The sequence below is a fragment of the Paenibacillus sp. LjRoot153 genome (genome assembly GCF_964253085.1).
GTDB lineage: Bacteria > Bacillota > Bacilli > Paenibacillales > NBRC-103111 > Paenibacillus_E.
In genome coordinates this window covers 4819895-4843156 of record NZ_CAXUQH020000001.1, presented here as the reverse complement: position 1 = coordinate 4843156, position 23262 = coordinate 4819895, and the positions used below count along the sequence as shown (strand labels likewise).

The window sequence follows — 23262 nt, the reverse complement described above, 5'->3', positions numbered from 1 at the left end:
TATGGAAAAGTAATTGACAGTTGAGAGGATCAGTGTAAAATATACAGAGTAATTATTGTGTTGATAATGATTATCAATATTATACATAAATAAATGTATGACGGTTAAATGTTTACCACTCTAAAGGGGTTGTCATGTATGTGTAAAGTCATTTTATCCAGTTGGATTGCTCTACTATTGTTTCTCTCTGTGCCATTGATCGTCATTGCCAAGCCTCAGGATGAACTAGCCAAAGAAGATGCAGGTATCGTAAGCGCCATACAAGCTGCGGAAAGCGGGAATATCGAGCAAGCAACGAAGTTGTTTGAAGCTTTTCAAATTAATTGGCTTAGCTATGAAGATGGGATTAAAGAGCAATCCTTAGCAGCCTATCAGAAGATTGAAGGAGCTATGGGAGAAGCTTCCTTGCAAACAATGAAGCAGCCTGTCGATGCTCAGAAGCTTGCTGCGAAGTTGAAGGATTTACATACGTTGAACACTTATTTCGTAGAAGGCAATCTCACTGTGTTTGGTTCATCTGCGAAAAGTGACAGCAAGGTCACCGTAGCATCGCTAGTTACTTTGCTGGAGAAAGCGTCGGATCAACTGAAGCAAAAGGATATAGAGGGAGCTTCGGAGAGTATTCAAACACTCCGTAATTCCTGGTTACTTATTGAAGGTATCGTGTTGACACAATCCTCAGCCGTGTATACCTCCATGGAACGAGACATGGTAACAGCGTATGCGCAGCTTTCTGCTACACCTCCTCAAGCTCAAGATGCTGCTGTGACGATTGCTCGCATGCATGCTGATTTACAACCTTTAGCTTCAAAAACAAGCTACACGATGCTTGATGCCACGACGATTATCCTTCGGGAAGGGCTAGAAGCTTTACTAGTCGTTATTGCGTTACTCGGGTTTCTCAAAAAGGCTGGCCATGAAGATAAGAAAAAATGGATTTGGTTTGGCGTCTATGGTGGACTAATTGTCAGTCTGGCACTGGGCATCGTGGTGCAACAGTTATTTTCGGCGAGTGCCTTTGGGAATAACAACTTTTTAATTGCTGGCTGTACGGGGGTGTTTGCCGCGCTCATGCTCCTGTATATGAGCTATTGGCTGCATAGCAAGGCAAGCATATCAAATTGGCAGACCTATATTCGTAATCAAAGTGTTAAAGCATTAGCAACTGGCAGCTTAGCTTCACTTAGCTTACTTGCTTTCCTAGCTGTGTTCCGTGAAGGGACAGAAACGGTCCTATTTATGATTGGAATGGCATCCTCAATTTCCTTGGCTTCGCTGCTTGGAGGAATCGGAATCGGTGTTGGCATGCTCCTTATTATTGCTTTCCTAATTCTGAAGATCGGACTTCGTATCCCGATGCGTCCTTTTTTCTTGATTTCAAGTATTTTTGTCTTCTACTTATGCTTTAAATTTGCAGGGATGGGCGTTCATGGACTTCAATTGGCGGGCTATCTACCAGCAACAACGGCTAATTGGCTTCCTTCTTGGGATGCAGTTGCGTTTTATCCAACATTAGAGAGTGCAATCCCACAATTCGTATTACTGTTTCTTGCTCTCTTTGCGGTGGTCTGGGACCGTCGCAAGACTATTCAATTAAGAAATATGGCATTATCCAATAAATCCTAAATACAGAAAAGTGGAGGGTCTATCCCATGAAAAAAAGTCTACAAATGTTACTCTTAACTACAGCGGTCACAGTGGTACTTGCTGGTTGTGGTAAAACAGAGACAACAGAAGTTGCGAAAGTCCCACTCAAAGACGGGTCCGCGAAACTAGTTACAAGTATTGATGGTTTGAAAGGTCAATTAGACACTTCAAAAGTGAAGGATGCTAAGAAATGGGCAGACCAGCTCGAAGAGCAATGGGCGAGCTTTGAAGATGAAGTAAAACCGAAATATCCGGAATTGTATTTTAAAATAGAGAAATTTTTGACACCATTACAAGCTGCCTTGAAAGAAGATAAGCTAGATTTACCAACATTGACTGCCTTGAACACGAATTTGAAAGCGGCGTTGACTGAGCTGACAACGTCTATAGCAGATAACAAAGGTGCTGTTAATAAAGATGTCATTGAGGCTTCTGCTGCGCTTAAGGAAGCGGCTAAATCCTATAACAAATATGTGCAAGACCAAGGTAACCAATTGGTGACATTACTTGATCAACTGAACACCGCCGTTAAAAGTGGTGATTTGAAAAAAGCGACAGAAGCATATGGACTTGCTCGAATGCCGTATGAGAGAATTGAGCCAATCATCGAAACGTTCAGTGAGCTGGACGGAGTGATGGATGCGCGTGTGGATGATTTTAAAAATGAGAAGGATCCTGCATTTACTGGTTATCATCGTATTGAATACTTATTGTTTGTGAAGAAAAACATCAAGGATGCCGAGCCGTTTGCAGCGCGTTTGCTTGAAGATGGTAAGAAAATGCAACAAGCGATTGCAGCTTCAACGATTGCTCCTACAGACTTTATCGCAGGTGTAGGGGAATTGATGGAAGAAGCACAGTCCAGCAAAATTACAGGTGAAGAAGAACGTTGGAGCGGTGCGACAGTGCCGGTTATCCGTGCAAACGTAGAAGGTGCCCAAGCGATCTATGATCTTGTAAAAGCGGAATTGAAGAAGAAAGATGCGGCTTTGGATGAGAAAATCAGCAAAAGTTTAGCAACAGTTATTGAAACCATGAACACACTTTCGCCTGTTGGCCCAACATGGACTGATTTCAGTAAATTAGAGCAAGCCAAACAAGTCGATTTGAAAAATAAATTAGAAACATTGGCTGAACCGCTTGTGAAAATGCCAGGGACGCTAAGTAAATAGAGGAATGAGGTTAAGCGGTATGTCTGACAAAATGAATCGTCGTGCCTTCTTAGGGATGACCGCTGCGGGTGCGGCGGGCGTTGTTTTGGGAGAATTTTTAGGGAAGGCGCAAGCCGCGCTACCAACGAATAAAGCTGCCGCTACGACAACCAATGAGACGCTCGATTTTTATGGCACCCATCAAACGGGAGTTGTCACACCAGCGCAAAATTTTGCGAATGTGGCTGCTTTCGATGTAACGACTAGCGATGTGAAAGAGCTGCAAGCACTTTTGAAGCAATGGACGGAGATGGCGGCAACCCTGATGGCGGGTAAACCACTTGCTGTTGAGCCGCAGGATTCGGCTTTTCCACCAACAGATACAGGTGAGCAGTTTGGTCTTGATACAAGTAAATTAACCCTTACATTTGCTGTAGGTGCCTCTCTTTTTGAAAAGGAGGGCGTTGACCGTTTCGGTCTTCGCTCCCGTAAACCAACAGGACTGACAGAGATGCCGATCTTTCATAAAGACTCATTGCAAGAGCAATTGACTCACGGGGACATTGTCGTGCAAGCATGTTCTGACGATCCGATCATCTGCTTCCATGCGATTCGAAACTTATCCAAAGCGGCTAGGGGAGTTGCCCACCTGCGTTGGCAGCAAACGGGTCAACTTGGTGTGAAGGCGCAAGGGACGAAACGGAATTTATTTGGATTTAAGGATGGCACAGCAAATCCAGCCTTGCAGGATGAGTCTTTTATGAAAAATAATGTCTGGATTGATTCTGGTGATGGGGCACCGTGGTTAGCAGGCGGTACTTATATGGTCGTTCGCCGCATTCATATGCGGATCGAAACGTGGGATCAACAAACCTACTCTGATCAAGAAGAGATTATTGGCCGTCAAAAGGTCTCTGGTGCACCAATGGATGGCAAAAATGAATTTGATACACCGCAGTTTGCCACTGACACTGAAGGTAAAGTAACACCATTAGACTCGCATATTCGACTTTCTAACCCGCGTACAGGTGAAAATTCAGAGCGTGAACGTATTTTACGTCGAGGATATAATTTCATGGAAAATCTGGATAGCGTAGGTCGCATCAACGCTGGTCTACTGTTTGTATGCTTCAATCGAAATCTCCAAACCCAGTTTGAAGCCATACAGAAACGCCTAACGAATCCCCATATGCCGGATCAAATGCTGGCTTATACGGATACAACGGGCGGAGGCTACTTTGCTGTTTTACCAGGGGTTCCTTCGAAAGGCTCGTATTTGGGGCAGGCATTATTTGAGTAAAATACATTGAGTGATGCAGGGTTGTTATGCGGGTAGAGTGATCTACTTGCGTGACAACCCTCTTTTTTGTTGGCAAGACCGTTATAATCGAATTTTCCTGTGCCTCAAATTGACTTTCCTAATCATTTCCTCCACAATGATGAAGGAATAGGCCAATTAGGCCTTATTTCGCTCATTTTAAGCAATTTGCGGGAAGTAAAGGAGACGACTATGAAAACAACTTCACATATGGTAGAAAAAGAAATCGATGACAGGGCTGTGCTCGTCAGTTTGATTACACAGAAGCAGAAGAAAAATGAGCTGCTCGCTGAATATTCGTTGCAAGAGCTTGTGAAGCTGGCGGAAACTGCTGGCGTTCAGGTACTGGAAACGATGACTCAGAACAAAGAAGCCAAGGACACCAAGTGGTTTATTGGAAAAGGGAAAGTCGAAGAATTAAAGCTGATGTTGGAAGAACTTGGCGGGAATACGGCGATCTTTGATCAGGAACTGTCGGGTGCACAGGTTCGTAATTTGGAAGCAGCGCTCGATGTGAAAATTATTGACCGGACGCAGCTCATTCTGGATATTTTCGCACAGCGTGCCAAAACACGTGAAGGGATTATTCAGGTTGAATTGGCGCAGCTCAGCTATCTCTTACCTAGACTCTCCGGGCAAGGCAAAAACTTATCGCGTTTGGGTGGCGGTATCGGGACAAGAGGACCTGGGGAATCGAAGCTGGAAACGGATCGTCGGCATATCCGCGGGCGCATTGACGAACTGAAGGCGCAGCTGGAGGAAGTTGTTCGTCATCGCACGCTGCATCGGGAACGTCGTAAGAAAAGCGGCGTATTCCAAGTCGCATTAGTGGGGTATACCAATGCAGGGAAGTCTACGTTACTGAAACAATTAACACAGGCGGATGTCTATATTGAGAATCAACTGTTCGCAACCTTAGATCCGACTTCACGGACAATGGTATTGCCAAGTGGCAAGGAAATCGTCCTCACAGATACAGTAGGCTTTATTCAAAATCTACCCCATGATCTAGTCGCTTCGTTCCGCGCTACGTTAGAAGAGGCGAATGAGGCGGATTTGATTCTGCATGTAGTAGATAGCTCAACGGATATGCGGGGCGAGCAAATGCGTGTTGTACAAGAAGTATTAGAAGAGCTTGGCGCTCATCAGAAAGAACAAATCACCATTTTTAATAAAATTGATCTTTGTCCTGGCCCAGATTTGGAGATGCTTTCAACGGAAGGCGAATTCATGAAAATGAGTGCCTATACGCCTGAAGATTTGGAAAGACTCCGCATCACTATTGAGAATAAGCTCATGGGAGATAGCAAAGAGTTCCGCATTCCAGCCAATAAAGGGGATATTATCGCCCTCATGTACCGCATTGGTGAGGTGCTGGAGACAGATGTGGATGGGGAAGACATGATCTTCAAGGTAAGAGTGAACAAAGAAGATTACGTGAAACAAGCTTATTTGCTGGTAGATTACGATCAATCGGTAGCAAAGGCAGAGCAGGATGAGAACGAGGGAGAGAGCAACTAAGATGCATTTCGGGGAAAAAGTAATGGCCAGAATGGAAAGGGCCGAGCAGCGTGTAGAGAGCGCTTTTCGCCAAATTGAGAAAACCATCGATCTGAATCAATGGAAGGTGATTCGTGCCTTCCAGGAACATAAAGTAAGTGATTATCATTTTGCTTCTTCAACGGGTTATGGCTACAATGATCGGGGCAGAGAAGTGCTTGACCTTGTCTATGCAGATGCAATGGGAGCTGAAGCAGCGCTAGTTCGCCCACACTTTGTATCGGGAACACATACCATCGGAACCGCTTTGTTCGGTGTTCTGCGTCCTGGCGAACATCTACTTTACATCACAGGTAAGCCCTATGATACATTGCATAAGGTCATTGGTAAGCCTGGCGACGGCACGGGCTCGCTGCAAGACTTCGGCATCGGCTACAGTGAAGTCGCGCTTCTGGAGGATGGCTCGCCGGATTGGGCGGCAATCACGGCAGCCATTCAGCCGAAAACGAAGGTAATCGGCATCCAACGTTCACGCGGCTACTCGTGGCGGCCGTCGTTCACCGTGGAACAAATCGGCGAAATGGTCCGATTTGTCAAAGAGATCAACCCAGAGCTCATTGTCTTCGTAGACAATTGCTATGGTGAATTTACCGAGCTGCAGGAGCCGACGCAAGTGGGCGTCGATCTGATGGCCGGCTCGCTGATCAAAAACCCGGGCGGCGGCATCGCCCCTTCGGGCGGCTATATCGCCGGGCGACGCGACCTCGTGGAGCTCGCCGCGTACAGATTGACCGCCCCCGGTATTGGGGGCGAGGTTGGAGCCATGCTCGGCGCGACGCGAGCCATGTTTCAAGGGCTATTCCTTGCCCCGCATTTGGTGGGGCAAGCAGTCAAGGGCTCGGTCTTCGCGGCAGCGATATTCGAAGACCTCGGCTTCATCAGCTCTCCGCGCTGGGATGCGCAGCGGACGGACTTGATTCAAGCGATCCGCTTCACGTCGGCGGAGCACTTGATTACGTTCGTGCAAGGCATTCAGAAGGCGTCTGCTGTCGATTCGCATGTGGTACCTGAGCCTTGGGATATGCCTGGCTATGAGCATCCTGTTATCATGGCAGCAGGGACGTTCATTCAAGGTGGCAGCTTAGAGCTGTCTGCCGATGCGCCAATTCGTGAACCTTTTATCGCCTATATGCAAGGCGGCTTGACCTACTCACATTGCAAGTTAGGTGTACTAACCGCTATCCAACATATGGAAGACAAGGGATTACTGTGAAAAATTAAACTGTGAACAAACCTGACACTCCTTGACACGTTTTTGTTAGGAAGGTACAATAAGAGTGAGGTACTTACTGACCAGGAGTGATTAGCATGAGTGATGAAATACGTAGGAATATGGCGTTATTCCCCATTGGGATCGTCATGAAGCTGACCGATTTAACAGCACGACAAATTCGTTACTATGAGCAACATGAATTGATCATCCCAGCTCGTACAGCTGGTAATCAACGGCTTTATTCGTTCAATGACGTGGAACGTCTTCTTGAGATTAAAGATTTGATTGAAAAAGGTGTGAACATTGCGGGTATCAAGCAAGTTCTTATCCCAGTAGATAAGGACTCAGAGGATGCAACGATTCTAAATGAGCACACCGAAGTGAAACGGAAAGAATTAACCGACTCTCAATTGCACAAAATGCTGAAGCAACAATTGATTGGCGGGGGTAAACGCCCGGATCAGGTTTCCTTGATTCAAGGACAGCTATCCCGATTTTACAAGTAAAATCGTTTATCAAATCGCTTAACATTTGAGAGGAGAATGCACACGTGAGCTATAACATTAACTATTCCAAAGAAGATATTCTTCGCATTGCGAAAGCAGAAAACGTTCGTTTCATCCGTTTGCAGTTCACAGACTTGATGGGAAGTATTAAGAACGTCGAAATCCCTCTGAGCCAACTTGAGAAAGCGCTTGATAATAAAATGATGTTCGATGGATCTTCCATCGAAGGGTATGTGCGAATTGAAGAATCGGATATGTATTTATATCCCGATTTAGATACATGGGTTATTTTCCCATGGGTAACTGAAAGCAAAGTCGCTCGATTGATCTGCGATATCTATATGCCAGACGGTACTCCGTTCCCTGGGGATCCACGTGCCATTTTGAAAAATGCTTTGAAACAAGCGGAAGAAATGGGCTACACAGCAATGAATGTTGGACCTGAGCCGGAATTCTTCTTGTTCAAAACAGATGACAAAGGCAACCCAACAACCGAATTGAATGACCAAGGCGGTTACTTCGATTTGGCGCCGATGGATCTTGGGGAAAACTGCCGTCGTGATATCGTGCTAACATTGGAAGAAATGGGCTTCGAAATTGAAGCTTCTCACCATGAAGTAGCGCCAGGCCAGCACGAAATCGACTTTAAATATGCAGATGCGATTAAAGCTGCTGACCAAATTCAAACTTTCAAACTAGTTGTTAAAACGGTAGCTAGACAGCATGGTTTGCATGCTACATTTATGCCGAAGCCGTTGTTCGGAATGAATGGATCTGGTATGCACTGTCACCAATCCTTGTTCAAAGGTGAAACGAATGCGTTCTACGATGAGAGCGACAAATTAGGCTTGAGCACGGTTGCAAGACAATATATGGCTGGTGTACTTCGTCATGCGCGTTCTTTCGCTGCAATTACGAACCCAACCGTTAACTCATACAAACGTCTAGTTCCTGGTTATGAAGCACCTTGCTATGTAGCTTGGTCCGCTAGTAACCGCAGTCCGATGATTCGGATTCCAGCTTCCCGCGGTCTAAGTACACGTGTTGAAGTTCGTAACCCGGATCCAGCAGCGAATCCTTACCTAGCTTTGGCAGTTATGTTAGCAGCTGGTTTGGATGGCATTAAGAACAAAATGCAGCTTCCTCCGCCAACAGATCGCAACATTTATGTGATGACGGAAGAAGAGCGTGAGAGCGAAGGTATTCCAAGCTTGCCGCTTAACTTGAAACAAGCATTAGACGAATTACTTCGTGATGATGTTGTTTGCGACACGCTAGGTGAGCATGCTCTTGCTCATTTCTATGAGTTGAAAGAAATTGAGTGGGACATGTACCGTACACAAGTTCACCAATGGGAAAGAGATCAATATCTATCCCTGTACTAGGTTTTGATTCATACAATTAGATAATTAGAGCCCGTCAGCCTCGTTTATGAGAGCCTGATGGGCTTTTTAATGCGAAGGAGAAGAATTGAACTATGGACAATTTCAATCGAAATTTAGAAAAGTATGCAGAGTTAGTGATTCGAATAGGGGTTAACTTGAATAAAGGTCAAGATTTGCTGGTTGAAGCTCCCATTGAAACATTGGATTTAACGAGATTAATCGTTCAGAAAGCGTATGAGGCTGGCGCAAATTTTGTCCATGTGCATTGGCAGGATGATGTCGTTACTCGGAATAAATTTGATTATGGTCAAGAAGATTCAATGGACTACTACCCGGAGTGGTATACGACGATGCTCGAACGCTTTGTTGAAAACGGAGGAGCCTTATTGAACATTAAGGTACCGAATCCGAATTTGTACGATGGTATTGATGCTAGTTTAATTTCGCGGGCATCGAAAGCCGCTTCAACGGCAAGAGCCAAGTATCAGCAATATGTGCGTACAGGTGAGTTTAGCTGGTGTTTAATTAAAGCACCAACAGAAGCTTGGGCTTCGATTGTCTATGCGGATCTGCCGGAGGAGCAGCGTATTCCTGCGATGTGGGATGCCATTTTCCAAGTCAACCGTGTTTATGAAGAGAATCCCGTAGCAGCTTGGCAGTCACATTTGGATACGCTGAGTGCAACGCATAGTTTATTGAATGAAAGAAGCTATAAAGCTCTGCGTTATCGAGCAACAGGTACGGATTTGCGTGTCGAACTGCCGGAAGGACATATTTGGCTGGGCGGGGATAATGAGAATGCTCGGGGTATCCGGTATGTAGCGAATATGCCGACGGAAGAAGTGTTCACCATACCAAACCGAACAGGTGTTAGTGGTAAGGTAGCGAGTACAATGCCTTTGAATATTAATGGCGCATTAGTTGATCGGTTTACCTTCACGTTCGAAGCGGGTAAGGTTGTGGACTTCCAAGCAGAGGTTGGTTATGACCATTTGGCACGTTTACTGGATATGGATGAAGGGGCGCGTTATTTAGGTGAGGTTGCACTCGTGCCGTTCGATTCTCCGATTTCCAATTTAAATCGTATTTTCTACAATACGGGCATTGATGAGAATGCATCCTGTCATTTAGCGTTGGGTAGCTGTTATCCGATTAATTTGAAGGATGGTACCAAGTTGTCGAATGCTGAGTTGATGGCTCGAGGAGGGAATAGCTCCTTGATTCATGTGGACTTCATGATTGGTTCTGCGGAGCTTGAAATCGATGGGGAACTAGCTGATGGCACGATTGAACCGATCTTCCGTGCGGGGAACTGGGTATTGACGTTTTAAATGTGAAAAGCAAGGCTCTCAAGTGTAAGTTCACTTTGGGAGCCTTGCTTTTTTGGTATCTACCGTCTTTACATATCCCGGAATAAGCCAATTACCCGTCCAAGGATAGTTACATTCTTCAATAGAATGGGTTGCAAAGCGGAATTCTCCGGTTGAAGGCGAATGTGATCCTTCTCCTTATAGAAACGCTTTACAGTAGCTTCATCATCTTCCGTCATCGCGACAACGATATCGCCGTTATTCGCCGTTTGCTGCTGTTTAACGATGACATAGTCGCCATTATAAATACCAGCTTCAATCATACTGTCACCCATAATGCTAAGCATGAACACGTTGTTGTCACCAACCATACTTGAAGGAAGAGGGAAATAATCTTCGATATTCTCAGTGGCCGTGATAGGAACACCAGCCGTTACTTTACCAACAAGGGGAACACGAGCGACGGATACAGCGAATTGGGATTCGGCACCATCAAGCCCTAGAATTTCAATTGCACGCGGTTTGGTAGGATCTCGACGAATCATGCCTTTTTTCTCAAGACGTTCCAAATGGCCATGTACGGTAGAACTGGAAGCTAGTCCAACAGCTTCGCCGATTTCTCGAACGGAAGGCGGGTAGCCTTTATCTTTCACTTCGTTCTTAATGAATTCCATTATTGCTTGTTGACGCTGCGAAATTTTACTCATAAGATATCACTCCAATACTGGGAATCATTACCCAAAGTATAACATAGAACCCGAGTTCGTACAAACATAAGTTCGAGAAATGATTGACTCAAACATGTGTTCGTGTTATTCTGATATCAGAACAAATGTTTGGGGGATGATTTTATGTATATGGCTTATTCACAATCGAATGGAAGAACAACACTTCAAGGTACTGCTCATGCATCCAAAGGGATGACGATTAAACGGGGTTATGCGAAGCTACTACTTCGTTTCTTAGTGATAGCAGTAATTCTTGGAACTGTGTTTTCGTTTGGTGCGATCGTACAAGCCTATGCAGGTGAGGGGACTGTTACCGTGTCAACACCGATCACTTCCGTGCAACCGTCAGCGAAATCTAACCAACACGAGAAGATTGTTATTCAAAGTGGTGATACGCTTTGGGGGATCGCAGACACTCACAAAAAGAAGGGTGAGAACACACGTTCTTACGTCGAGAAATTAAAAGCTTTCAATCACTTAACGAGCAGTTCATTACAAGAGGGGCAAGTTCTATTACTTCCTTAATGATCTAATATAAGTTTCACTATATAGATGTTTGTTCGAGACATAGCCGTCAGTTGCTATGTCTCTTTGCGTTGTATCCTTGACAATCCTAATCGGGGATGGCAAAGTAGTACTCATATTGAAATTTTGACTGGGAGGATTACAATGAGTGACAGCATGGATAAGACGATTGAGCGAATCAATGAACTTGCTCGAAAGGCGAAGACAGTTGGCCTAACAGATACAGAGATCGATGAGCGAAATGAGCTAAGGAAAATCTATATTAATGCATTCAGGGGTAACCTGAAGGTCCAACTAGATTCCATTAAGTTTACTGACGAAGAGAAATAAGCCTACTACAATAGATACTACATTCAAAGGGGAAATGAATGATGACGTTGAAAGCTGTGCTATTTGATTTGGATGATACGCTGTTATGGGATGATCGTAGTGTGGAGGAAGCTTTTGCTGCCACATGTGCAGAAGCGGCGAAGCAAGTCAATGGCTTGAACCCAGTGGAATTAGAAGCATCTGTTCGTAAAGAAGCTAGGAGTTTATATGAATCCTTTGAGACGTTCCCATTTACCAAAATGATTGGGATTAACCCGTTTGAAGGACTATGGGCTAACTTCACGCAAGGCGAGGACGAAAACTTCCGCAAGTTAGAGAAGCTAGCTCCTGGCTATCGCACAGAATCTTGGACTAGAGGGCTTGCAGGATTAGGGATTGAAGATCGTGAGTTGGGGTACAAGCTGGGTGAATTGTTTGCAGCTGAGCGCCGCAGTCGTCCCTATGTATATGAAGAAACCTTCCGCGTACTAGATGCGTTGAAAGGGAATTACAAGCTACTTCTTTTAACAAATGGTTCACCTGACTTACAAAAAGAGAAATTAGCAGGGGTTCCTGAGATTGCTTCATACTTTGATCACATCGTGATTTCTGGTGAGTTTGGTCAAGGGAAGCCTGCAGCAGCTATCTTCAATTATGCATTGGGTCTACTTGAGATTAATGCGGAGGAAGGCATCATGATCGGGGACAAACTGACGACAGATATTTTGGGGTCAGGAAGCATTGGTATGCGTAACATTTGGATTAATCATCACGGGCTTCAAAGTGGCGATGAAATAGTACCCGCCTATGAAGTGACGCGTCTTCAAGATATTTTACCGATCATCAGTAACGGTTAATTTCGTGTAAAAATAAAGCCCAACAGCTACTTTAGACGCAATGTCTGAAGTGCTATTGGGCTTTATTAGGTTACAGTAAACTTTTGGATTAAGCTTTGGTAAACTCAGGATCATCAATATTGTAAGCAACCCAGCCATCTTTTTCGATGAAGAGACGAACAGCGACGATTTCACGGTTATCCATCAAGGTAAAGAAGTGATTCGTGTTCTCTGGAACAGAGATCACATCACCTGGCTCAAGTTCAACATCGAAGTAGCCAAGTTCTTCGGATTTAATGATAAAAATCCCTTTTCCAGAAACGATAGCGCGGATTTCATCTTCGGTATGCGTGTGCACTTGTTCGAATTTTTTCAGAAGTTCTTCAATATTCGGAGTTGCATCAGATAGGGAGATGACATCCCAAATTTCATAACCGCGTCTAGCAGCTAGATCTTTAATTTCAGCTTCATATGTGGAAATGATTTCAGCTTTTTCTTCATCGTTAAGGATGAATTTCTCGCGAAGTGCTACAGGAAGTTTGTTCGCATCCCAATGCTCGTATACGACTTCTTGACTATCTAAGAAGGCTTTAACTTCCGCTTCGCCTTCGATACGTTCATTGGTATTGCGGATTCTAATTTGTGCCATGTTATATCCCTCTTTCATAAATAAATATATACATATTATAGTGGATATCAAGCTAACTGTCGATGGAAGGAAATAAGTTTTTCCGATAAAACCCATAGGAATTTATGATATTTCAAAATCTTTTCATAGAAGCCGTATTCTGTTACACTAAATCTTAACATAATTTGTCGTTTTTTTTAATTCTGTGTTAGGAAAAGTTGAAAGGGAGTCTTGCCATGAAGAAACCACCGATTCAAGAACAGCTTAAGAAGAAGATTATGATCCTAGATGGTGCAATGGGCACGATGATTCAGCAAGAGGATTTGACTGCTGATGATTTCGGAAGTGATGACCTGGACGGGTGTAATGAGATTCTATGTGTGACACGCCCAGATGTTATTCAAAAAATTCATGAAGCTTATTTCGCCGCTGGCGCTGATATGATAGAAACGAACACGTTCGGAACGACGAGTGTCGTACTTGCGGAATATGATTTACAAGACCGTCATCGGGAGCTCAACATTGCTGCTGCGAAATTGGCGATTGCTGCCGCTGAGAAGTATTCGACACCGGAATGGCCGCGTTACGTTGTTGGTGCTATGGGACCAACGACCAAGACATTATCCGTAACAGGTGGCGTGACGTTTGAACAATTGGAAGAAAGCTACTACCAACAGGCGCTTGCGCTTGTCGAAACAGGCGTCGATGCCATGCTTCTGGAGACATCTCAAGATACACTGAACGTGAAAGCGGGCAGTATAGGGATTCGCAGAGCTTTTGAAACATTAGGTGTAGAGCTTCCAATCATGATCTCGGGTACGATTGAACCGATGGGTACAACGCTAGCCGGACAAAATATTGAATCCTTTTATATTTCCCTTGAGCATTTGAAGCCAATTTCGATGGGCTTGAATTGTGCGACAGGACCTGAATTTATGCGGGATCATATTCGTACACTTTCTGGTATTGCTGATACAGCAATCAGTTGTTATCCCAATGCAGGGTTGCCGGATGAGAACGGTCATTATCATGAGTCTCCCGAATCTTTGGCGAAAAAGATGGCTGGCTTTGCTGAGCAAGGTTGGCTCAATATTGCCGGTGGTTGCTGTGGAACGACGCCTGATCACATTCGGGCAATGGCAGAAACGCTTGCGAACTATAAACCAAGAGCTGAATATGGTACTCATCCACCTGCGATTTCAGGTATTGAGACTGTTTATATTGAGCCGGAAAATCGACCAATCATGGTTGGAGAACGGACGAATATCTCCGGATCCAGAAAGTTTAAGCGTCTGATTAAAGAAGGTAAATTTGAAGAGGGCTCGGAAATCGCTCGTAATCAGGTGAAAAATGGCGCTCATGTTATCGACATTAATCTACAAGATACGGATATTGATGAAGCTTATGCGGTAGAAGAATTCATGCAAGAAGTTGTGAAAAAGGTCAAAGTTCCTTTAATGATCGACTCGACTTATGATCACATTATCGAGCTTGGGCTCAAATATTCACAAGGTAAGGCGATTATTAACTCGATTAACTTAGAGGATGGCGAGACGAAATTCGAAGGGATTTTACCTCTGATTCATCGGTATGGGGCATCGGTCGTTTGTATTCTAATTGACGAGCGTGGGCAGGCGGTTTCGCGTCAAGCCAAAATCGAAGTAGCTACTCGTTCGTATGAGCTTCTTACTGGCAAGTATGGCATGAACCCAGAGGATATCATTTTTGATCCGAATATGTTCCCAGTTGGGTCAGGGGATCCGCAGTACATTGGCTCTGCCGTGGAAACTATTGAGGGGATCAAGCTGATCAAAGAGAAGTATCCTCTCGCAAAAACGATTCTAGGACTAAGTAACATCTCATTCGGTTTACCGGATGCGGGTCGTGAGGTTCTGAACTCTGTTTATTTGTACCATTGTACGAAGGCAGGACTTGATTATGCCATTGTCAATACGGAGAAGCTAGAACGGTATGCATCGATTCCTGATACAGAGCGTCAACTAGCAGAGGAACTTATTTATAATACGAATGATGATACCTTGGCGAAGTTCGTTGCCCATTTCCGTGAGAAGAAAGTTGAGAAGAAGGAGAAGATTTCGAATCTATCTCTAGAAGAGAGACTGGGCTCTTATGTTGTTGAAGGCACGAAGGAAGGTTTAATCCCTGATTTGGAGATTGCACTTCAAACCTATTCCCCGCTAGAGGTCATCAATGGGCCGCTAATGAAGGGAATGGAGGAAGTTGGCCGTCTCTTCAATGGCAACGAACTCATCGTTGCTGAGGTACTTCAAAGCGCTGAGGTAATGAAAGCCTCCGTTAATTACTTGGAACCGTTCATGGAGAAATCCGAGACTGCAGTCAAGGGTAAAATTATTTTGGCAACGGTAAAAGGGGACGTACACGATATTGGTAAAAATCTCGTTGAAATCATCCTTTCCAATAATGGCTACAAAATTGTCAATCTGGGAATCAAGGTACCGCCGGAGCAGATCATTGAAGCTTATCGTAAGGAGAAAGCTGATGCGATCGGGCTATCTGGATTGCTTGTTAAATCCGCGCAACAGATGGTTATTACAGCGCAGGATTTACGGACTGCAGGTGTGGATGTACCGATTCTCGTTGGTGGTGCTGCGCTTACTCGGAAATTCACCAAGACGCGTATTCAACCGGAGTATGAGGGTGTTGTTCTCTATGCGAAGGATGCGATGGATGGTTTGGATATCGCGAACAAGCTGAGTGACCCTGAGCAGCGTAAACGTTTGATTCAAGAGCTTCGTGAAAGCCTAGAATCCGATGTCATGGATACTGGAAGAAAAGAAGAGAAGCTGCCACAGCTTACGCGTGTGAGTTCTTCAGCAGTTTCTAAGGATCTGCCAGTTCAGGTACCACAAGATACCGATCGTCATATTTTACGGGATTACCCGATTAGTCATTTGATGCCTTATGTGAACATGCAGATGCTGTTAGGTCATCACCTTGGTTTGAAGGGCAAAGTAGAGCAACTACTGAGTGATAAGGATTCCAAAGCACTACAGTTGAAGGACACGGTAGATTCAATCCTTCATGCTGCGCAGCATAACGGTATCATTAAGGCTCACGGCATGTATCGTTTCTTCCCAGCACAATCGAATGGGAATGATGTGATCGTGTATGATCCTGCGGATACAAGCAAGGTGCTTGAGACATTTACGTTCCCGCGTCAAGATAAAGAGCCGTACCTGTGCTTGGCCGATTATTTGAAATCCGTCCAGAGCGGCGAAATGGACTATGTAGGATTCCTACTCGTGACAGCTGGACATGATATTAATGAATTGGCAAAAGAATGGCGTGACAAAGGGGATTATTTGAAATCCCATGCGTTACAAGCGACAGCGCTTGAAGTAGCGGAAGGCTTTGCTGAGCGTGTTCATCACATTATGCGCGATGTTGTTGGTATTGCAGACCGTGTCGATATGACGATGCAAGAAAGATTTGGAGCCAAATATATCGGACAACGCTTCTCATTCGGTTACCCAGCTTGCCCTAATCTCGAAGATCAAGCGAAGCTGTTCAATTTGCTGAAGCCTGAGGATATCGGCGTTGAGCTGACCGAGTCGTTCATGATGGAGCCGGAAGCTTCCGTATCCGCGATTGTATTTGCACATAAAGAAGCACGTTATTTTAACGTAGGATAAGTTTAAGTTTGCGAGAGCGAGGCAGCTAGTGGGAACGATCATGTTCCGCGGCATCCTCGCTTTCCGTTTTGGCGATGTGATATTGAGATAGAATGGGGTTTGGTTTGTGGACTTGTATTTTCTAGGAACGGGGGCAGGTATGCCCTCCAAGCAACGAAATGTAACCTCAATCGCCTTGAATTTATTAGACGAACGGGGAACATACTGGCTTTTTGATTGTGGAGAGGGGACGCAGCAGCAGATTTTGAACTCTCCGGTGAAGCTGGGACGAACGGAGAAAGTTTTCATCACACATTTACATGGCGATCATCTGTATGGGCTCCCGGGATTATTGACGAGTCGCTCTTACTTGGGTGGAGATACTCCGTTGACCTTATATGGTCCGCGGGGGCTCAAACAATTCGTAGAAACCGCGCTGGAAGTCAGCGGGGCTCATCTGAGCTATACACTTCATCTTGTTGAGCTTGAGGAAGAGGGCATTATTTTCGAGGACGAAAGTTTTCTTGTGGAGACGGCTCGCTTAGAGCATCGTATTGAATGTTTTGGTTTCCGCATCGTGGAGAAGGATCAACCTGGCAAGCTTCTAAATGAAAAACTTAAGGAGCTCGGTATACCAGCAGGTCCGATCTACGGTCAATTGAAACTAGGGCACTCGGTACAGCTTGAGGATGGTCGGACCATACATGGGCAAGATTTCTTAGGCGCACCAGTTCCTGGTCGAGTGGTTGTCATTTTAGGTGATACGCGCTATTGCGAGGGAGCTAAAAAGTTGGCAAAAGGCGCCGATGTTCTCGTTCATGAAGCTACTTTTGCCATGGATAAGCAGGAGCTAGCTTACGCCTTCGATCATGCTACCTCCACTGATGCGGCACGGACCGCACAGGAGGCTGGTGCGAATGCGCTAATCATGACGCATCTTAGCTCGCGATATCAAGGTGAAAGTGTAAATGAACTGCTTCACCAGGCACAGCAAATTCACGCGAATAGTCACTTGGCAAGGGATTTCTGGTGCTTTGAGATACCACGCAAAGTGTAAAAGAATAAGCTTCTCCTATTATTTACTAATAGGAGAAGCTTATTTTTGTATCCTAACGTCAATTTCCTGCGTTCACCTCATACACTAAACAAAACCAATGGAAATCGAGGTGAAGGTATGGAAATTACACTCGGTGAAGTGCTGCTTTCTATCTTTATATCCTCGATCTTTTTCATTATGATTAAGGAAATCAGAAAGTCGTACAAATATTCAGAATAGTTAGAAGATTATAACGAAAGCCCTATACGGAATGATAGGGCTTCTGATAAAATAGTTGTAAACGCTTAATAAATGGGGGTGGACATGACGTATCCGGTTTACAGATCGACTGTATACCATTTTGCCTTACTCATTTTTATTTGTGTCATTATTGGGATTTTATGTCAATCACGAGATGCCTATGCCTCTGAAATACCCGTTTCTCAAGGTAAATCTGCTGTGGCATCATCTGTTACAGGAGCTACATATAGTGCAAGCCAAGCGGTGGACGGTTTCATATATACGAAATGGGTAGCAAGTAATTCACAACTTCCACAATGGCTAACTGTAGATCTTTCGCAAAATGTACATGTATCACGTGTTGAAACTGTATTTGAACATGTGAATAGTTCTTATGCATATAAGATTGAATCCTCGATCGATGGCATCAATTGGAGCATTTTTGCGGATCGTTCTGCGAATACAGCCATAAATTTCCCTTATTATTCTGACAGTGGTGATGTTCTTGCCAGATTCGTCAGATTACAAGTAGTAGGCGTTGGCTCGCCAGGAGATCAGGCTAGTGTGTTTGATTTTCGCGTGTATTCAACGAGTGAGACTCTGACGCTTCTGTCACAAAATAAGACAACGGCTGCTTTTACTAGTTTTTCTGGCACCTGGGGCTCTGATAAGGCTGTGGATGGTCAATTATTATCTAGTTGGGCACCAAGCAGTACATCTTTACCTCAATGGCTAGTTGTGGATCTGGGGCAACTGCGCAATGTGCAGCGCTTTGAGACGACATATACAAATTTACAGGAGATATATGGTTACAAAATTGATTTTTCGGTAGATGGCCTTATCTGGTATACCTTCACGGATCGATCAGGTAATATGCAATGGGGAGATCCGCGTTATGTAGATGAGGGGAATGTCACGGCACGATACTTTCGGTTAACAACAACACGTGTAGCCTCAGGAGGGTATGCGAGTGTAGCGGAGTTTCAAATATATGGACCAGATGGTGGTTTGAATAACAATCCCAATTCACAAACGCTAACTCGCGTGTATTTGGATGAAGAAGGTTATAGCCTGCAACCAAGTGAAACGATATCCAGTTACTTGACAGGGGTTTATGCGAATGGCAATACATTTAGTATCCAATCAGGGGCCTCCTATAGAATCGCAAACACAGCTGTGGCCACTGTCAATGCCAATGGCATAATCACAGGAGTTGCTGCTGGTTCTACAACCTTAACGGTAACCTTCAATGGCCAAACAACTTCAGCCAACATTACGGTGTCTCAAACTTTGGCGAATTTGAATCGCATCGCATTCGACTCTTACTCGTATTCGCTCCAATCTGGTACAACGCGGTCTCCCTATGTAATTGGATATAAAAATGATAGCAGTACACAAACATTGACAACTGGCCTGTCCTTTACAAGCTCAAATCCAGCGGTAGCTAGTGTAAATTCAAATGGCATGGTGACAGGCATTTCGCCTGGCGTAACGACGATTACAGCATTTTATGGCAGTTTCACAGCATCAGCGAGTGTGAATGTGACAACCACCGTTAGTCGGATTGAAGCAGATGAAAGTACCATTTACTTGGAAGTAAGTGGGACACAGTATCTCTCTATACATGCCTATGATTCGCAATATAATATGACTGATGTAACCTCGAATACGAGCTTCACAAGTTCAAATTCATCTGTCGCTACCGTAAGTAGTTATGGGTATATCACAGCAGTAAGTGCAGGGAGTGCAGTTATTACTGCAACTTATAGTGGAATCTCGACAACGATTTATGTCACGGTAGGATTCAAAGACAAACTAGCTCCTACATGGAATTATGGTGCCAATGTAACGGTAACACCAAGTTCGGGTACTTCTGTCACTTTAACCTGGTCGGCAGCAACAGACAATGTAGGGGTCACTTCCTATCGGATATATAAAGATTCGGACTTGCTAACTACGGTGAGCGGAAGTGAGCTTACAACGCAATTATCAGGCTTAACGGCAGGCACAAACATGAGTTTTAAAGTGGAAGCGGGAGATTTAGCGGATAACTGGTCCTCTACTGGACCCAGCGCAAGTTACACGTTAACAGGAGGATTGAAGTCATCAGGTTCTCAGGCACTGGTACTTTCGAGTCAGCGTGTCCGTGAAGCAGCACCTGACGGTAGGATGCTCTCTAAATTCCATGCCGATGAAGGTGAGTTGCGAGATGCTTTCATCGCACTAAATGAGGGTTCGGCTTCCTCTTTGCTGTTACAAATTCAAGATGATCACGATACGACAGTCGTCGAATTTGCATCCAACGTATGGAATGAATTACAGAATACGAATGGAAGTATTCAACTGGATATGAATGCCATTCAGTTTACAATTCCCTTGCTTCTTTTCAAAAATCATGTCGGGGAAGCTGAAGCTTCAAATGGACTTTTCTCCGTGATTATCCGCCATGAAGCAAGTCAACTTGCAGAAACGCTGAAAGAAAAAGCAACTGCTGAACAAACTGCTTTGCTGCTGACCAATCCAATCGAGTTTGAAATCCAAGCAGGCGGCGTTGCGATTCGCCATTATGAGAACATGCCCGTGGAGAGGTCAATCGCTCTTCCTGGCTCTTCTTACACAACAAATGTGACTGCTGTACGATTAAATGTCGAATCTGGTGAGATAGCCTTCGTTCCATCTCTCTTGACCGGTGGCGATGGTGCATGGAGTATGGTAATTAAAGACCAATATAGCGGGCTATACACAATCATTCAGAAAGATAAGCATTTTGAAGATATGAGGACGCACTGGGCACGAGAGGATGTAGAAAAACTTGCTTCCAAAAGGATCATTACTGGGGTAGATGAACAAAATTTCGCGCCTGAGAAGGAAATATCTCGTGCTGAATTTGCTACATTGCTCATCCGTGCTCTAGGTATGGAAGTAAACGTATCGGAACCGGGAACCTCTGGTTTTCAGGATATTAAGGACAAAGACTGGTATTCTCAAATGGTCAACACAGCGGCTAAAGCAGGTCTAATCGAGGGGTTTGAAGATGGGACCTTTCGACCACTACTGCAAGTGACACGTGAGCAGATGGCTGCTATGATCAATAGAACGATTCAAATTACAGGCAGCCAGCAAGAAAACTACACACAGGATACAGTTCTTAATCCATTTGTAGATCAACATGCAATCGACAACTGGGCAAGAGAGGCAATGGCGTTTACCTTGCAAACAGGGTTAATACAAGGTGTCACCGAGACACAGCTTAATCCCAATGCCTTTGCGACTCGCGCGCAAGCAGCTGTCATGTTGAAGCGGTTATTAATTTATTTACAATTTATTAATTGACGAGTCCTACAAACACAATTCGCCTTTGGGTGATTGTGTTTTTTTTTATTTTTATCAGCAAATATCATGATACTTACAAAACCTTCACAACCAGCAAATCAGCAGAAAATAAAGCTTTGCTAATCTGGAGTTGTAAATTCTAGTTGAGAGGCGTGAGGAAAAATGAATGGAGTACCTCTATCGACGGCGCCACAACCTGCTAAGCTGATGGTGAAGCTTGCCAGTCATGAACAAGAAATTGAGCAGGCCATGCAACTGCGATATCAAATATTTGTGGAGGAAGAGAAAAATTTACGGTTAATGAATGAACAAAAGCTTGAACGTGATGAATATGATCCGTATTGTGATCACTTGATAGTCAAAGACCTTGAAACCGATCAAGTTATCGGTACTTATCGGCTTTTACCTGGTGATCGAGCTTGCGAGGGGATTGGATTTTACTCCGAAACCGAATTTAATTTAAGAGCGCTGTCAGAACTAAGACAACAATCGTTGGAACTGGGCCGCAGTTGCATTGCTCCAGCTTATCGTGGTGGAAGGGCAATTCAACTGTTGTGGGAAGGGATTGCCGGTTATATAAGTGAGCGTAATTTCACTCATTTAATCGGTTGTGCGAGTGTACACTTTTCAACGATAGAGGAATTAAATGAGATTTATACGATGCTGAAGCAGAAACAGGTGCTGACAGATAGATTTGGAATAGAACCCCTCGAAACACATCGAATTTCTGGTCTCGCTCAAATTGATCTCTCTTGTAATGAGAAAGAAATGTTTCGCAAACTGCCACCCTTGATGAAAGGCTATCAGTGGCTTGGAGCTGAAATTGGTGGGGATCCTGCGTATGATGAGCTGTTCGGGACAGTTGATTTTTTTATCATATTACAAAAAGATAAAGTGGCGCGTCGATATAAACGTCATTTTCTACATGCAGAGTGAGATGAGGTGGGCGTGCCTTGTATGAATGGATCGCAAAGTTAACCTCAGGTGAAGGAGATCAAAGACTTCTGGCGCGTATGTTACCTATTTTTCCATTGTGGATGCTGTCCTTCCTTTGTTGGGGAATAGCTTCAATATGGTATGTAGCCTCACGAAACGGGTTTCTAAAGAATGTGAAACATAATCTGGCAGATGTTTTAGGACCGATGTCGGAACGAAAAGTCAGATCACTTACAAGGAATTATGTGCGAAATGTTGTATTTTCGCTGTTCGAAATTTGTTTCCAATCGGATCGATTACCTTCGTATGAATTCAAGTTGCAAGGTGAGGAGCATTTGCAGGCCGCGCAGCAGTTAGCCCAAGGGAAAGGGTTTATTATTTACACACCTCATGTAGGAAATTTTTTCAATTACTATTGGTATTTTTCGAGAAGGTACGACTGTCTTACTGTAGCCTCAGCGGGAAGCCCTGAACTCAAGCCCTTATATGACAAGTTCGCGGCATTAGGTTGTAAAGGTTTAGATTACGACAGTGTTCCCGCACTGGAATTGTATCGCAGCTTAAGAAGACATATTCAATCCGGAGGCGTCGTTTTCTTGCTTGGCGATTTCTGGCGACCTTCCTTTCCGTTGTCGAAGCTATTTGGCAGGGTGACACGGACTCCTGAAGGTACGGCTATGTTGGCGCTTGAGCTGCAAATTCCTATCGTGCCCTTCTATGGAATCCGTGTGCATGGCTTCAAGCATCGGCTTGTTGTTGGAGAACCGCTGATCCTATACGCGCAAGAAAGTCTTGCTGTTCGAACTGCAAGAATGGAAGCAAATCTGATCTTGAATAGCTTCGTAGAGCGGGTTATTCGGGAGCAACCGGCTTCTTGGTTTTACTGGTTTAACGTTCATGAACGTTGGGAAGATGGTCTTCAGTAGCCATAATGGACATAAGGACGGG

18 protein-coding genes are annotated in these 23262 nt (G+C 44.5%); 16 read left to right on the top strand and 2 right to left on the bottom strand.

The window, feature by feature from the left end:
* Nucleotides 1-138 precede the first annotated feature (138 nt).
* The 8 genes from ACSQ8P_RS20980 to ACSQ8P_RS20945 all read left to right on the top strand — a co-directional run bounded on the left by ACSQ8P_RS20980 (nucleotide 139) and on the right by ACSQ8P_RS20945 (nucleotide 10111).
* The gene (locus tag ACSQ8P_RS20980; protein WP_436236958.1) at nucleotides 139-1626 is read left to right on the top strand and encodes an FTR1 family iron permease; all 1488 of its coding nucleotides are present in this window, start codon (nucleotides 139-141) and stop codon (nucleotides 1624-1626) included.
* Between the two features lie 26 nt (nucleotides 1627-1652).
* The gene (locus ACSQ8P_RS20975; RefSeq protein ID WP_436236957.1) at nucleotides 1653-2819 is read left to right on the top strand and encodes an EfeM/EfeO family lipoprotein; all 1167 of its coding nucleotides are present in this window, start codon (nucleotides 1653-1655) and stop codon (nucleotides 2817-2819) included.
* Between the two features lie 31 nt (nucleotides 2820-2850).
* Nucleotides 2851-4098 (top strand): iron uptake transporter deferrochelatase/peroxidase subunit, encoded by a 1248-nt coding sequence (gene efeB / locus ACSQ8P_RS20970; protein WP_436236956.1) that lies wholly within the window; start codon nucleotides 2851-2853, stop codon nucleotides 4096-4098.
* A 210-nt stretch (nucleotides 4099-4308) separates the two neighbouring features.
* On the top strand, nucleotides 4309-5637 hold the full coding sequence (hflX, locus tag ACSQ8P_RS20965) for a GTPase HflX (RefSeq protein ID WP_436236955.1): 1329 nt from the start codon (nucleotides 4309-4311) through the stop codon (nucleotides 5635-5637).
* A gap of 22 nt (nucleotides 5638-5659) precedes the next feature.
* A complete protein-coding gene (locus ACSQ8P_RS20960) occupies nucleotides 5660-6889 on the top strand; it encodes an aminotransferase class I/II-fold pyridoxal phosphate-dependent enzyme (RefSeq protein WP_436236954.1) in 1230 nt (409 codons plus the stop codon).
* A gap of 95 nt (nucleotides 6890-6984) precedes the next feature.
* Nucleotides 6985-7395 (top strand): MerR family transcriptional regulator, encoded by a 411-nt coding sequence (locus tag ACSQ8P_RS20955; RefSeq protein ID WP_047676992.1) that lies wholly within the window; start codon nucleotides 6985-6987, stop codon nucleotides 7393-7395.
* A 56-nt stretch (nucleotides 7396-7451) separates the two neighbouring features.
* Nucleotides 7452-8780 carry a type I glutamate--ammonia ligase gene (gene glnA / locus ACSQ8P_RS20950; protein ID WP_436239573.1) on the top strand — a complete coding sequence of 443 codons (1329 nt, stop codon included), beginning with the start codon at nucleotides 7452-7454 and terminating at the stop codon, nucleotides 8778-8780.
* Nucleotides 8781-8872: 92 nt separating this feature from the next.
* Entirely contained in the window at nucleotides 8873-10111 is a 1239-nt protein-coding gene (locus tag ACSQ8P_RS20945) for an aminopeptidase (protein ID WP_436236953.1), read from the top strand.
* 68 nt (nucleotides 10112-10179) lie between these two features.
* Here ACSQ8P_RS20945 and lexA read toward each other — a convergent pair whose 3' ends face one another.
* The gene (lexA, locus tag ACSQ8P_RS20940) at nucleotides 10180-10797 is read right to left on the bottom strand and encodes a transcriptional repressor LexA (protein WP_436236952.1); all 618 of its coding nucleotides are present in this window, start codon (nucleotides 10795-10797) and stop codon (nucleotides 10180-10182) included.
* 150 nt (nucleotides 10798-10947) lie between these two features.
* On the opposite strand from lexA, the gene ACSQ8P_RS20935 reads away from it, so the two are divergent.
* From ACSQ8P_RS20935 to ACSQ8P_RS20925, 3 genes are all read left to right on the top strand, one after another.
* On the top strand, nucleotides 10948-11343 hold the full coding sequence (locus ACSQ8P_RS20935) for a LysM peptidoglycan-binding domain-containing protein (protein ID WP_436236951.1): 396 nt from the start codon (nucleotides 10948-10950) through the stop codon (nucleotides 11341-11343).
* Between the two features lie 144 nt (nucleotides 11344-11487).
* Nucleotides 11488-11673 carry a DUF896 domain-containing protein gene (locus ACSQ8P_RS20930; RefSeq protein ID WP_436236950.1) on the top strand — a complete coding sequence of 62 codons (186 nt, stop codon included), beginning with the start codon at nucleotides 11488-11490 and terminating at the stop codon, nucleotides 11671-11673.
* 41 nt (nucleotides 11674-11714) lie between these two features.
* A complete protein-coding gene (locus ACSQ8P_RS20925) occupies nucleotides 11715-12509 on the top strand; it encodes an HAD family hydrolase (protein WP_436239572.1) in 795 nt (264 codons plus the stop codon).
* Between the two features lie 88 nt (nucleotides 12510-12597).
* On the opposite strand, the gene ACSQ8P_RS20920 is transcribed toward ACSQ8P_RS20925, so the two are convergent.
* On the bottom strand, nucleotides 12598-13137 hold the full coding sequence (locus tag ACSQ8P_RS20920; RefSeq protein WP_436236949.1) for a 1,2-dihydroxy-3-keto-5-methylthiopentene dioxygenase: 540 nt from the start codon (nucleotides 13135-13137) through the stop codon (nucleotides 12598-12600).
* A 215-nt stretch (nucleotides 13138-13352) separates the two neighbouring features.
* Between ACSQ8P_RS20920 and metH the strand changes: the two genes are divergently transcribed.
* The 5 genes from metH to ACSQ8P_RS20895 all read left to right on the top strand — a co-directional run bounded on the left by metH (nucleotide 13353) and on the right by ACSQ8P_RS20895 (nucleotide 23240).
* Entirely contained in the window at nucleotides 13353-16790 is a 3438-nt protein-coding gene (gene metH, locus ACSQ8P_RS20915) for a methionine synthase (protein ID WP_436236948.1), read from the top strand.
* A 106-nt stretch (nucleotides 16791-16896) separates the two neighbouring features.
* Nucleotides 16897-17826, top strand: a complete 930-nt coding sequence (rnz, locus tag ACSQ8P_RS20910) for a ribonuclease Z (RefSeq protein WP_436236947.1) — start codon at nucleotides 16897-16899, stop codon at nucleotides 17824-17826.
* Nucleotides 17827-18129: 303 nt separating this feature from the next.
* Nucleotides 18130-21378 (top strand): S-layer homology domain-containing protein, encoded by a 3249-nt coding sequence (locus ACSQ8P_RS20905; protein WP_436236946.1) that lies wholly within the window; start codon nucleotides 18130-18132, stop codon nucleotides 21376-21378.
* Nucleotides 21379-21540: 162 nt separating this feature from the next.
* Complete coding sequence (locus ACSQ8P_RS20900; protein ID WP_436236945.1) at nucleotides 21541-22314, top strand: GNAT family N-acetyltransferase; 774 nt, start codon at nucleotides 21541-21543, stop codon at nucleotides 22312-22314.
* Nucleotides 22315-22331: 17 nt separating this feature from the next.
* A complete protein-coding gene (locus tag ACSQ8P_RS20895) occupies nucleotides 22332-23240 on the top strand; it encodes a lysophospholipid acyltransferase family protein (RefSeq protein WP_436236944.1) in 909 nt (302 codons plus the stop codon).
* Nucleotides 23241-23262: the final 22 nt, after the last annotated feature.